The organism is Methylobacterium sp. 174MFSha1.1, assembly GCF_900116815.1.
Taxonomy (GTDB): Bacteria; Pseudomonadota; Alphaproteobacteria; order Rhizobiales; family Beijerinckiaceae; genus Methylobacterium.
This window is the reverse complement of the sequence record NZ_FPCB01000059.1, coordinates 21000-33386: the sequence shown is the minus strand read 5'-3', so window position 1 is coordinate 33386 and position 12387 is coordinate 21000. Positions and strand designations below refer to the sequence as shown.

9 protein-coding genes are annotated in these 12387 nt (G+C 72.4%); 6 read left to right on the top strand and 3 right to left on the bottom strand.

Annotated features, from left to right (window positions below; genetic code table 11):
- Positions 1-371: 371 nt before the first annotated feature.
- Positions 372-3158 carry a PAS domain-containing hybrid sensor histidine kinase/response regulator gene (locus BM430_RS31725; RefSeq protein WP_093571187.1) on the bottom strand — a complete coding sequence of 929 codons (2787 nt, stop codon included), beginning with the start codon at positions 3156-3158 and terminating at the stop codon, positions 372-374.
- Between the two features lie 246 nt (positions 3159-3404).
- Between BM430_RS31725 and BM430_RS31720 the strand changes: the two genes are divergently transcribed.
- Positions 3405-3743, top strand: coding sequence for a PilZ domain-containing protein (locus BM430_RS31720; RefSeq protein ID WP_177303236.1), 339 nt, complete (start codon positions 3405-3407; stop codon positions 3741-3743).
- 610 nt (positions 3744-4353) lie between these two features.
- On the opposite strand, the gene BM430_RS31715 is transcribed toward BM430_RS31720, so the two are convergent.
- Positions 4354-5505: a ceramide glucosyltransferase gene (locus BM430_RS31715; protein WP_093571185.1), complete on the bottom strand. Its 1152-nt coding sequence runs from the start codon at positions 5503-5505 to the stop codon at positions 4354-4356.
- Positions 5506-5684: 179 nt separating this feature from the next.
- Between BM430_RS31715 and BM430_RS31710 the strand changes: the two genes are divergently transcribed.
- From BM430_RS31710 to BM430_RS31700, 3 genes are all read left to right on the top strand, one after another.
- On the top strand, positions 5685-7772 hold the full coding sequence (locus BM430_RS31710) for a prolyl oligopeptidase family serine peptidase (protein ID WP_093571184.1): 2088 nt from the start codon (positions 5685-5687) through the stop codon (positions 7770-7772).
- Positions 7773-7891: 119 nt separating this feature from the next.
- Positions 7892-8563 carry a L,D-transpeptidase gene (locus tag BM430_RS31705; RefSeq protein ID WP_093571183.1) on the top strand — a complete coding sequence of 224 codons (672 nt, stop codon included), beginning with the start codon at positions 7892-7894 and terminating at the stop codon, positions 8561-8563.
- 73 nt (positions 8564-8636) lie between these two features.
- Positions 8637-9017 carry a hypothetical protein gene (locus BM430_RS31700; RefSeq protein WP_093571182.1) on the top strand — a complete coding sequence of 127 codons (381 nt, stop codon included), beginning with the start codon at positions 8637-8639 and terminating at the stop codon, positions 9015-9017.
- A gap of 4 nt (positions 9018-9021) precedes the next feature.
- Here the strand turns inward: BM430_RS31700 and BM430_RS31695 are convergent, their stop codons facing one another.
- Positions 9022-9885, bottom strand: coding sequence for a S49 family peptidase (locus tag BM430_RS31695; protein WP_093571181.1), 864 nt, complete (start codon positions 9883-9885; stop codon positions 9022-9024).
- A 370-nt stretch (positions 9886-10255) separates the two neighbouring features.
- On the opposite strand from BM430_RS31695, the gene BM430_RS31690 reads away from it, so the two are divergent.
- Complete coding sequence (locus BM430_RS31690; RefSeq protein WP_244539759.1) at positions 10256-10582, top strand: hypothetical protein; 327 nt, start codon at positions 10256-10258, stop codon at positions 10580-10582.
- A 520-nt stretch (positions 10583-11102) separates the two neighbouring features.
- Positions 11103-12236 carry an HD domain-containing phosphohydrolase gene (locus tag BM430_RS31685; protein ID WP_093571180.1) on the top strand — a complete coding sequence of 378 codons (1134 nt, stop codon included), beginning with the start codon at positions 11103-11105 and terminating at the stop codon, positions 12234-12236.
- Positions 12237-12387: the final 151 nt, after the last annotated feature.

Here is a 12387-nt window from a genome sequence, read left to right as displayed (position 1 = left end):
AAGAATGGCGCGGGAATCCTCCTCTCCCCGCGGGCGGGGAGAGGGCTGTGTCCCCGTTCAGGGGACGCAGCGAGGCGCAGCCGAGGGTGAGGGGGTGGTGCCGGAGGAGGCTCATCCGGGAATACCCCCTCACCCTCGCTCCGGCTGCGCCTCTGCTTCTTTCGTCCCCGGCAAGGGGGACGAAAGCCTCTCCCCGCCCGCGGGGAGAGGAGATTGTCCGCGCCAGTTCTTGCCGCAGGCAGCCCATGCATTTGGTCGAATGGCATTCGACTTGAAAAATTAGTGTCGATTACCCGCACGTTGGGCGTTGAACCGTCGAAGGCTGCTCGGCATACGAGATGATACCGCAGGACCCCTCCCCCGCCCGCGCCTTAAGCCGTCCGGCCGAGACCTGTCGGCGCCGACGGGCCCGCCTCCAGCCCGGCGATCAGGCGGCGGGTCTCGAACGCCGCCGCGGTGCAGCGGATGCGGGCCCGGGCGAGTGCCATCGCGAAGGCGGCGGGATCGCGGGCGACCGCGTCCTCGGTGCAGGATTCGAGCTCGGCGCAGGCCCGGGAGAGGGCCGCGAAGCCGAGCATGCCCGCCGCCGAGACGAGGCCGTGCGCCTCGAAGCGCAGCCGTCCGCGCCCAGCGGCCTCCGCCCCCTCCCCGGCGAGCGCCCCGGTGACCTGCTCGGCGAGGTGGCCGAGGAGGCGGCGCACCGCCTCGGGGGGCAGGTAGGCGCGGACGCCGTCGTAGAGAGCTTGGTCGAGAACGGGCTCGTCCTCCGGAGTCGTCGCCGCGTCCGGGCCGGGGGCACGGTCGAGCCAGCGGGCGAGGAGCGCGGTGAGCTCGGCCGGGGTGAAGGGCTTGCCGAGATGGTCGTCCATACCGGCCGCACGGAAGGACTGGACCTGGTCCGGCAGCACGTTGGCGGTCATGGCGACCACCGGCACGCGCCCGGCCGCGCCGGGCAGGCAGCGGATCAGCCGCGTCGCCATGGTGCCGTCGAGGCCCGGCATCTGCACGTCCATCAGCACGAGGTCGTAGGTTCCGGCCTCGGCGGCCCGCACCGCCTGGAACCCGTCCGTGGCGACGTCGACGCTGTGGCCGGCCTTGCGCAGCATCAGGCAGGCGAGCTCGCGGTTCACCTCGATGTCCTCGACGAGGAGGAGGCGGCCGGGGCGGCCGGGCGCCGCGGCGGCGCGGGCCTCCGGCGGTGCCTGGTCCTCCGCCCGGGGCAGGGTCAGGGTGAACCAGAAGGTCGCGCCGCGGCCCGACGCCGAGATCAGCCCGATCTCGCCGCCCATGGCCTCGACGAGGCGGCGGCTGATGGCGAGCCCGAGGCCGGTGCCGCCGTAATCGCGGCGGATCGAGCTGTCGACCTGCGAGAAGCGCTCGAACAGCCGGCCCTGCTTCTCGGGCGCGATGCCGATGCCGGTGTCGGACACGGAGAAGCGGATCCGCTCGCCTTCCCGGCCGCTGCCCTCGTGGCGCAGCGAGAGGGCGACGCTGCCGCGGGGGGTGAACTTCACCGCGTTGTTGAGGAGGTTGAGGAGGATCTGGCGCAGCCGCGCCTCGTCGCCGACGAGGTGGCGCGGCAGGCTCGCATCGATGGTGCTCGTGACCGCGAGGCTCTTCTCGGCCGCCGCCGCCCCGACGACGCCGAGGCAGCCCTCCGCCAGGGCCTCGATCGCGAACGGCTCGGGCCTCAGCGCGACCGACCCGGCCTCGACCGAGGAGAAGTCGAGGATGTCGTTGACGAGGGTCAGCAGCCCCCCGGCCGAGGCGCGGGCGAGGCCGGCATGGCGTCGCTGCTCCGGCTCGAGGCCCTCGGCCTGGGCCAGGAGGCCGGTGAAGCCGATCACGGCGTTCAGCGGCGTGCGGATCTCGTGGCTCATCGCCGAAAGGAAATCGGTCTTGGCGGCGTTCGCCCGCTCGGCGGCGACCTTGGCCGTCTCCGCCGCGGCCTTCGCCGCCTCGGCGGCCGCCTTGGCGGCGACGAGCCCGGCCTCGGCGTCCTTGCGGGCCGAGATGTCGAGGTTGAGGCCGGTCACCCGCAGGGCGCGGCCGTCCCGGTCGCGGCAGAGCCGGCCGATCGCCTGGATCCAGCGCTGGCCGCCGGGCACCTGGACCCGGAAGGCGATGTCGAAGGTGCCCCCGCCCGCCACCGCGCCGCGGAAGGCGGCGAGGGCCGGCTTGCGGTCCGGCGGCACCAGCCGCCGCAGCCAAGCGCCGAGCCCGATCACCGCCGGCCGGTCGGCGGGAAGCCCGTGCAGCCGCGCGCTCTCGGGCGCCAGGGTCACCTCGCGGGTGACGAGGTCGAGGTCGAACAGGCCGGCGCCCGCTGCCTCCTGGGCGAGGCGCAGGAGGTCGCCGGTCTCCTCCAGCGCCTTGCGGGCGGCCAGGATCTCGTCGATGTCGAGGGCCGAGCCGAGCCAGCCGAGGAGCGCGTCGTCCTTGCGCAGGGGCTGGAACGAGAGCTGGTGCCAGCGATAGGTGCCGTCGCGGTCGCGCAGGCGGCCCTTCGCCTCGCCGCTGCCATCGTGTCCCGGGGGTCCCTTGGCCAGGGCCCCCTGCACCAAAGCCGCGGCGATCCGCGCCCGGTCGTCGGGGTGGTAGCGCTCCTGCCGCGCCGCCCGGCCCGGCCCGATCGCGCCGAAATAGCGCTCGAAGGCCGGGTTGGCATAGACGGTCTCGCCGGTATCGGTGCGCTCCATCCAGACGAGCTGGGGCAGCGTGTCGGCGAGCGCGCGGTAATGCGCCCGGCTCGCCCGGAGCGACGCCTCCGTGTCCTGGCGCGCGGCCGCGTCGCGGATCGCCGCGACGAAGGGAGGCCCCCCGGACGACAGGCGGGTCTCGACCCAGATCCAGCGGCCGTCGGCGTGGGACAGGCGGTGCATCAGGGCGCCGCCGCCGCCGGCGAGCAGAGCCGCCACGCCGGCGCGGTCCTCGGGGTGGGCCCAATCGGCCAGAGCAAGGCCCGCGAGGGTCTCGGGCGCGCGGCCCGTCAGCCCCCGGCTCGCCGGCGAGGCGCGCACGAGCCGGCCCGCGCCGTCGATCTCGGCGACGAGGTCCGGGCAGCCATCGACGAGCCGCCCCGCCGCCCCGCGCCCGAACAGGCGCGCAAAGACGGCGCGCCAGCCGGGGCGCGCGTCATGATCCGTCGCAGGGCTCACGCCGTGATGCCTCGGTGCGTCGCGCCGCGCGCCATCTTCCGCGCCCGGAAAACCACCGGGTGCGGGCCTGCCTCGAGTCCCATCGTCATAGCGGGAGCGGTCTCGGTGAAAGAGCGAAAACTTGTCAGAAGATAGTTAATCACGGATTCATTAAACGAGACTTAACCTGTCTCTGCGACCAGAACCGGCATGAACCCTACGTCCCACACACCACAGATCGGTTCGACTTCCCCAGCGTCGGCGGCGATGGCGACCGACGCACGATTCGGCAGCGAGCGGCGGCGCGACCGGCGCTTTCCCGTCACCCTGTCGGCGCGGCTGCGGCATGGCGGCCGGAGCTACCGCACCGAGATCCTGAACCTGAGCCGCGGCGGCCTGCTGCTGGCCCCGGTGGCGACGGCGGAGCTAGCTCCCGGCACCCCGATCCAGGTCGCGGCGGCGACGATCGGCGAGGTCGAGGCCCGCGTCGTCAGCCTGAGCCCGCTCGGCATCCACGCGCGGGTCGAGGACACGCCCGAGCGCTTCCAGGACGCCCTGGTGCGTCTGGCGCGGCTGACGCGGATCTGGATGGTGCCGGAGGCGTGAAACGCTGTTCGCGAGCGCGTCCAGGAATTCACTCCACTTGCACACGCAGAACTTGTCCGAATCCCTTACAGTATTGACGTCTTCAGCGTCATCCCGGGGCTCGACGAAGCCGAGAACCCGGGATCCATAACCGCTGACGCGCTCGGATGAAGCGGGACGTCTTCCGTTTCATTCTCGACCCTCGGCGGTTATGGATCCCGGGTTCCGCTGTGCGGCCCCGGGATGACACGGAGGGAGGCAAGTCGGCAGACCTATCCTAACACGATCTTGAGAAAGGTGCGCAACGGTTTGGAGTCACCTCGTTCGGTGACGGATCTCTCACCGAGTCTTGCTGAATAAAACAATAAAAGCAGAACGGAAGCGGCCGAGATCGGGGCTCATCGGTCACCGGAAGGCGCGCGCGTCGCGTGGCTTCACCGCCCCGTGGGGCCGCCTCCGCCCCGTCATCCGCGGGATCTGCCGCTACGCCCCGGCCCGAATGGCTGCCGGGGCGATGGTCGCGGCCCGCCTCATGGGTGGCGTCATGCCCCCCTCCTTCGGTGTCGCCCTCCCCGCCTCGGGCGGGAGAGCCGGATGGGAGCGTGATCCCGTCCGGGGCGATCGTCAAGCGTTATGGAACCGTCGCCGGGGCGTCGGCACCGAGGCGCGCCGGCTTGGTGCGGATGTCCATGGCGTTGCCGCGCCAGACGATGTCGCGGGCGACCCAGGCGGCGAGCCAGATCGGGACGAACAGCAGGTCGCGGGCGAGGCAGGCGAGCGGCCAGCGCCAGGAGCGCGGCCAGCCGTTGCGGGCAGCGAGCCGCCACTCGGCGCCGTACCAGGCGGCGGCCGTGCCGAGCATCGCCGCGAGGCCGGAGAAGCCCCCGCCCGCCGCGGGATAGGCCGCCAGCATCGGGATCACCGCGCCGGTGCCGATCTCGGGGGCGAAGTACAGCGGGAAGGTGACGCGGCGCAGCCGCGCCCAGCGCAGCTGGCGCGACCACACCTCGCCGGCGCGGCGCGGCCCGAGGGGCTGGGCGAAGGGCGCGGCGACGAGGTGGACCTTGCGGCCCATCGCCCGCACCAGCTTGGTGGCGGCAGCGTCCTCGGCGATCTCGGCGCCGAGCGCCCGGATGCCGCCCTGCGCGTCCAGCAGGGGGCGGTACCAGAGCATGCTCTTGCCCTGCGCGAAGCCGAGGCCGAGGGCCTCGCCGACATATTGCCAGCGCGCCTGCAGGGTGTTGAGGAAGGCGCACTCGACCTCGGCCCAGAAGCTGCCGGGCCGGGTGCCGACCGGTGTCGAGCAGACGAGGCCGGTATCGGGGCGCCAGGCGGCGCGCAGACGCTGGATGTAGTCGGCCGGCATCAAAACGTTCGAATCGGCGAGCACGATCCAGTCGTGGCGCGCCTCGTCCCAGCCGCGGATGCAGTTGTTGAGCTTCGGGTTGTCGCTCACCCGCTCGTCGCCGACGATCAGCCGCGCCGGCACGCCGGGATGGGCGGCGATCAGCCGCTCGACCAGGGGCACGATCGGGTCGGTCGCCCGGGCGACGCAGAAGATCAGCTCGTAGCGCGGATAGGCGAGGCGGAAGCCGGAGCCCAGGGTCTCCTCGCTGTAGGTCTCCAGGCCGCAGACCGGCCGCACCACCGTGACGGGGACGTCCACGGTCCCGGCCCGGTCCGGATCGGCCCGGCCGAGGCGGCGCAAGGCGATGGCGAGGCTCGCGAGGTTGATCACCGTGAGTGCGAGGCAGATGATGGCGGCGATGCCGGTACCGGTCATGCGGGTCCTCCCGGGCCGGTGCCGACCTGCGCCCTGTCTCCCCCCTCAAACAGACGGGCTGTTGCACCCGTATGACGGCGTGGCACGCCCGAGCCCCGGATTTCCCCGCGGGCATCGCCCTGGACCCGGTCCGCGGCCCAGCTAGATCTTCTCGCGAAACGCCAACCGACGAGCCAAGCATGCCGCTGACCCCCGATCCTCGCCCGACCCTCCAGGCTCCCGACGACGATCCGCATCTCTGGCTCGAGGAGATCGACGGGGAGCGGGCGCTCGCCTGGGTCGAGGCGCAGAACGCCGACACGCTCGCAAGCCTCGCGGACGGCCGCTACGCCGCCGACCGCGACGGCCTGAAGGCCGCCCTCGACCGGCCGGACAAGATCCCAGGCGTCACCCGGCGCGGCGGCCTCCTCTACAACCTGTGGCAGGATGCCGAGCATCCCCGCGGCCTGTGGCGGCGCACGACGGAGGACGAGTACGCCAAGCCCGAGCCGGCCTGGGACGTGCTCCTCGACCTCGACGCCCTCGCCCGCGATGAGGGTGAGGACTGGGTGTGGAGCGGTGCTTCGAGCCTGCCGGGGAGCCACGCGCGCGCCCTGATCCAGCTCTCCCGCGGCGGCGGCGACGCGACCGTTCTGCGCGAGTTCGACGTGACCGAGCGCCGCTTCGTCCCGGACGGCTTCACGCTGCCGGAGGCCAAGAGCATCCCGGTCTGGCTCGATCCCGACACGCTGCTGCTGGCGAGCCCGCTCGGCGGCCCCGAGCACGCGACGCAGGCGGGCTACGCCCGCACCGTGCGGCTGTGGCGGCGGGGCACCGACCCGCTGAGCGCCCCGGTGATCTTCTCCGCCGGCCCGGCCAGCATGGTCGCCTACGGCTATCCGGACCGGGAGGCGACACCGGAGCGCCTGGTCTTCGCCGAGCGCACCGGCTTCTTCGACGGCACGATCGACCTCGGCGACCGCACCGGACCGAAGACCCGCCTCGACATCCCGACCGATGCCGACGCCCACTGGCATCGCGGCCATCTCGCCATCCGCACCCGCACGCCGTGGACGGTGGGCGGCGCGACCCACCCGGCCGACAGCGTTCTCGGCATCGGGCTCGACGCTTTTCTCGCCGGGGACAGAGGTTTCCGGATCCTGTTCACCCCTGGCCCGCGCCGGGCGCTGCAGGGCTTCTTCTGGACCGGCGGGCACCTGGTGATCTCGGTCCTCGACGACCTGAAGGCGGTGTTTCCGGTCTTCACCCCCGGCGCGGGCGGCTGGGCCGAGAGCCGCGTCGCCGGCCTGCCGGAGCTCGGCGTCGTCAGCGTGTGGTCGATGGACGGCGAGGAGGAGGAATCGAACGGCGACCTGATGGTGGCGGCCAACGATCCCGTCACCCCCTCGACCCTGCTGAGCACCCGCCCCGACCTCGCCGCCCCGAGGCTCCTGAAGCAGGCTCCGTCCCTGTTCGAGGCCGACGGCCTGGTGGTGACCCGGCACGAGGCGGTCTCGAGCGACGGCGAGCGCATCCCCTACGTCCAGGCCGGCCCTCCGGCTGAGACCGGCGAGGCGCCGGTGCACCTCTCGGGCTACGGCGGCTTCCAGGTCACGAACCTCGCCGGCTACTCGGCGGTGCTCGGCCGGCTCTGGCTGGCCAAGGGCGGCACGCGGGTCGTCGCCAACATCCGCGGCGGCGGCGAGTTCGGCACCCGCTGGCACGAGGCCGGGCGGCGCGAGGGCAAGGCGCTCACCCACGACGATTTCGCGGCGGTGGCCGCCGACCTAGTCCGCCGCGGCGTGACCCGGCCCGGCCGCATCGCCGCCGAGGGCGGCTCCAACGGCGGGCTCCTCATCGCCAACATGCTGACGCGCTATCCGGAGCGCTTCGGCGCACTGTTCTGCACCGTGCCGCTGATCGACATGCGCCGCTACACCAAGCTTCTGGCGGGCGCGAGCTGGATCGCCGAGTACGGCGATCCCGACGACCCGGCGGACTGGGCCTTCCTGCAGCACATCTCGGCCTACCACGTCGCGGAGGCCGGCAAGCCCTACCCGCCGATCCTGATCGCCACGACGCGGCGCGACGACCGGGTGCATCCGGGCCATGCCCGCAAGATGGCGGCGAAACTCCAGGCGCTCGGCTACCCCGCCCGCTTCTACGAGCCCGAGGCCGGCGGCCATTCCCACGGCAAGACCAGCGCCGAGACCGCCGCCTTCGCGGCGCTCGGCGCCGCCTTCCTGCGGCGGGCGATCGGCTGGGAGCCGGAAGTGGCCGGCACATAATGGTTTCTGCGCAGTAAACCCCAGGGAAACCGGGGAACCTGAGCGCGGCGCGCACGTCATTCCGGTGCCCAAGCGTGGCATATCGCCTCCGCGTCCTGCCGGATAAGGGATTCTTCACGATGCGCGCCGCAGCAGCCCTGCTCGTCACCCTCTGCGTTGCAGGAGCCAGTGTTCGGACCGACGAGGCGCAGGCCGGAATCCTGATCCGGGTTGACAAGACCACCCAGCGGATGACCGTGACCCGCGACGGGCAGACGCTCTACGACTGGCCGGTCTCGACCGGCATGGACGGCTACAGCACGCCGCGGGGCGCCTTCTCGCCCTCGCGCATGGTGGTCGATTACCGCTCGCGCGAGTGGGACGACGCGCCGATGCCGCACGCGATCTTCTTCACCGGCCGCGGCCACGCCATCCACGGCAGCAACCACACCTCCCGCCTCGGCACCCCCGCCTCCCACGGTTGCGTGCGCCTGGCGCCGGGCAAGGCCGCGACGCTCTACGCCCTCGTCAAGGCCGAGGGCATGGGCAACACCCGGGTGGTGATCGGCGGCGACGAGACCGTCCTCGCCGGCCGCACGTCCCCGCGCCGGGAAGCGAGGGCCCGCCGGGAGCGCCTCGACGAGGACGGCTACGCCCAGGCCGGCTACGCCCAGCCCGGCTATGCCCAAGCCCCCCGCGTCGCGCGTCGCCGCTCCTCCGATCCGTGGGGCAACGACGGCTGGCAGCCGGTCGGGGCGACCTACCCGTCGCCCTACGGCGCGACGTACTATTCCTACGGCCCGTCGTACTGAACCCGGCCGGCTTGCCGAACGGGCGCCGCGCGACACCTAGGCCCGACGCCGCCGCGAGGGAGCAGGCCCCGGAATGCGCAGCCTGTTCGTTCTGATGTCGATCGCGGTCGCCCTCGGCTTCGTGGTCAGCGGGCTCATCAACGGCCTCGACGACCGGGCGCTCGCCCGCAGCGAGCGGGAGGCGCAGAAGCGGGTCGGCGTCGCGGTGGCGGAGTACGCCCGCCGGCTCGGCCTGTCGCAGGACTGGGCCGCCTATTGCCGGGCCGAGACCCGGCGCAAGCTCGCGACCTACCCGAAGGACGGCTCGATCCCGTTCGGCCTGCGCTATTCCACAGCCGGCACCGAGGAGGTCGAGCGGGCGATCCGCGAGCGCGAGACCTACGAGCGCCAGGACCAGATCCTGTGCCTGACGCAGTTGCCGGCGAGCCTGCGCGACGAACCGGCCGCGCCGTGACGGCCTACAAGCCGTAGCGGGAGAAGGCGGCGCGCTCGTCGAGGGCGGCGAGCGCCCCCTCGAAGGCCGCGAGGCCGACGGCCCCCGGCTCGCGCCGGCGCAGCAGCCGCGAGAGCAGGCCGCCACGGACCTGCTCGACGACCGGCAACCGGACCGTGTCGCCGAAGCGGGCGCGCAGGACCGAGCGGACGTCGCCGTGGCCGTCGACGAGGCCGAGCGCCAGGCCCTGGCGGCCGGTCCAGACCGCGCCGGAGAACAGCTCGTCGGGATCGCCCTTGAGACCGGGCCGGCGGCTCGTCACCAGCTCGGTGAACATCGCCTGCACGTCGGCCTGGATGTCCTTGAGGCGCGCGACGTCGTCCGGGTTCTCGGGCCGGAACGGGTCGAGCATCGCCTTGGCCTTGCCGGCGGTGTGGACCCGGCGCTCGACGCCGAGGCGCTCGATCAGCCCGGTGAAGCCGAACCCCGCCGAGACCACCCCGATCGAGCCGACGAGGGAGGACGGATCGCAGAAGATCTCGTCGCCGGCGCAGGCGATCATGTAGCCGCCGGAGGCCGCGACGTCCTCCACGAAGGCGAGGACCGGCACACCGGCCTCGGCGGCGAGCGCCCGGATGCGGCGGAAGATCAGGTGCGACTGCGCCGCCGAGCCGCCGGGGGAGTTGACGACGAGCGCCACCGCCCGGATCCCCTTCATGCCGAAGGCCCGCTCCAGGGCCGGCGCGCAGGCGCCGAGGGAGAGCCCGGCCCGCAGGGGCGAGACCGCCCCGATGGCGCCGCTCAGGCGCACGACCGGGACCACCGGGTGGCGGCGGGCCCATCGTTCGGGCAGGAGGGCGCGCAGGGCGGCGAGGGGCCGGAACGGCATGGCGGGGCGGGGTCTCCGATGGCGGATCCGACAGGTAGGCGGCGCGCCACCTCCCGGCAAGCGAGCCCGGGGCCGCAGGCCGGGACCGCGACACGTCATTGGAAGAACCTGCCCGACAGGACCTGCGCGAGCGAGGCATCCTCGCACAAGACCTGTCCGAACAAGACCGCTGCGACGGATCAAGATCACCGCAAGTTTTTCGCCCTCCTCGATTGAAGCGGGGCCGGGCGCATCTAGATGACCACCACCGCCCCTCGGAGCTCCGGCGGGCGTCCCGCCCCTCCGTCACGGGCGGGAACCGAGCCTCGTTGCCATCCACCAGCCGGGGCGGCGGCCTTGAGCGCCGCGCTGCCCGAGGGAGACCGACACCATGCGTGCCCTTCGATGGATCAGCCTGGTCCTGACCCTGCTCGTCGCCGGGCTCGGGCTCGGCACCAGCCGCAGTTCCGCCGCCGCCCTGCCGAGCGCCGGCGCCCTCGCGGCCGAGGCCAGCGCCGCCGCGCCGCTGGTCGACAAGGCCTATTACTATCGCCGCTACTACCGCTACCGGCCCTACCGCCGGTATTACGGCTACCGGCCCTACCGCCGCTACTACCGTCCGTATTACCGGCGCGCCTATCGCCCGTATTATCGGCCGTACTACCGGCCCTATTACCGGCCGTATCGCCGGGTCTACGGTCCGCGCTTCTTCTTCTGAGCGCGAGATTCCCGCGCGAGCGGCCGTCCGGCCGCTCCGCTCCCCGCCGGTCGCGGCTCGCGACGATCGGCGATGTGCACGCCACCGGCCGAACAGATCCGACCGTATCCCCCGACATCGCACTGCAGATTCGGGCGTTCGTCTCGACGACACGCTCCAGCGTTTCCAATATCAGGAATACAATCCAGTCGATCCGGTGCGGAGTATTCCCGGTACCGGCTGCGGAAGCCGGGATCGTTTTCAGCGCTGCCCGGCCTCTGGCCCACCCGCCTGCGATCCGTCAGGCCTGCGTGTAGATCACCGTTAAGTCATGGAACCGGAACCGGGTCGCCGCGAGAGCGCGGCCTCCAGCACGGATCCCCGGCTCCCGATCGATCATTTACTGAGAGTTAAGCTCGGAAACCCCATCCTCTCACGAGACAGGGATCGAACCCTGGCTTCGAATGCGGGGAGCCGTCCGGCTTCCCATGCCGCGGGACCCGGCCCAAGGCCGGCGGTCGTGCGCCGCGGGGGATGGCAGATGGACGTACTTGTCATCGACGACAGCCAGGCGGTGCTGGCCCAGATGAAGCGGCTGCTGGAGCAGGACCGGCAGGCCGTCACCTCCATCTTCCGGAATCCGCTGCTGGCGCTCGACGAGGCGCGGATGTGCGCCTTCGACCTCGTGCTCGTCGACTACAACATGCCCGAGATGGACGGCGTGTCCGTCATCCGCCAGTTGCGGGGGATCGCGCATTACGCCCAGGTGCCGATCGTGATGATCACCAGCGAGGTGAGCGACGCGGTGCGCCTCGCCGCCCTGGATGCGGGTGCCACCGACTTCCTCGACAAGCGCACCGGCCGCGTCGAGCTCCAGGTCCGGCTGCGCAATCTGGTGCGGCTGGCCACCGCCGTGCGACGCCTCGACGACCAGGCCTCCTGGCTCGCCGGCGAGGTCGAGACGGCGGTGCGGACGTTGCGCGAGCGCGAGGCCGAGATCATCTTCCGCCTCTCGCTGGCGGTCGAGTACCGGGACAACGACACCGGCGACCACACCTGGCGCGTCGCCCGCTACAGCCAGATCATGGCCGAGGCGCTCGGGCTCGACGCGGATCTCTGCCGCCGCGTCTATCTCGCGGCCCCGCTCCACGACGTCGGCAAGGTCGCGATTCCCGACAGCGTGCTGCTCAAGCCCGGCCGCCTCGACGAGGAGGAATTCGCCCTGATCCGCACGCATGCGGCGATCGGCAAGCGCATCCTTGGCGGCAGCAACTGCGAGCTGATCGGCCTCGCGGCGGAGATCGCCGAATCCCACCACGAACGCTGGGACGGCGGCGGCTACCCGAACGGCCTGTCCGGCGAGGCGATCCCCCTCGCCGCCCGGATCGTCGCCGTCGCCGACGTGTTCGACGCGCTGACCACCGAGCGCTCCTACAAGGCGGCGATGCCGCTCGCCGAGGCGCGGGCCTGCATCGCGGCGGAGAGCGGCCGCCACTTCGATCCGGCCTGCGTCGCCGCCTTCCTGTCGCGCTGGGACGACATCATGGCGGTCGGCGCCAGCGCCTCGGCGCACCTGCGCGACGTCCCGTTCCGGATCGAGCCCTGGGCCCGGGTGCCATCCCTTCCCCGGGAGGTGCCGGTCGAGGTTGCGCCGCGCGCGGACGAGGCGGCCTGACCCTCCGCAACGCCTCGATCCGCGACGGCCGCACACGGTCCTGCCGCCCTTTCCCGAATCTCCTTCCGCTGACGCTGCAGTCGTCCGGGAAAGGTGGGAGCGTGGACAGTTACTCCAGCACCTGTCGATCATTGTTGCGTCGCCTGTCGCC

Bases quoted from the DNA above. Each gene is read 5' to 3' on its own strand.
- BM430_RS31710 (WP_093571184.1), top strand. From the start codon at position 5,685: ATGCCGCTGACCCCCGATCCTCGCCCGACCCTCCAGGCTCCCGACGAC.
- BM430_RS31705 (WP_093571183.1), top strand. From the start codon at position 7,892: ATGCGCGCCGCAGCAGCCCTGCTCGTCACCCTCTGCGTTGCAGGAGCC.
- BM430_RS31695 (WP_093571181.1), bottom strand. From the start codon at position 9,885: ATGCCGTTCCGGCCCCTCGCCGCCCTGCGCGCCCTCCTGCCCGAACGA.
- BM430_RS31715 (WP_093571185.1), bottom strand. From the start codon at position 5,505: ATGACCGGTACCGGCATCGCCGCCATCATCTGCCTCGCACTCACGGTG.
- BM430_RS31685 (WP_093571180.1), top strand. From the start codon at position 11,103: ATGGACGTACTTGTCATCGACGACAGCCAGGCGGTGCTGGCCCAGATG.
- BM430_RS31690 (WP_244539759.1), top strand. From the start codon at position 10,256: ATGCGTGCCCTTCGATGGATCAGCCTGGTCCTGACCCTGCTCGTCGCC.
- BM430_RS31700 (WP_093571182.1), top strand. From the start codon at position 8,637: ATGCGCAGCCTGTTCGTTCTGATGTCGATCGCGGTCGCCCTCGGCTTC.
- BM430_RS31720 (WP_177303236.1), top strand. From the start codon at position 3,405: ATGGCGACCGACGCACGATTCGGCAGCGAGCGGCGGCGCGACCGGCGC.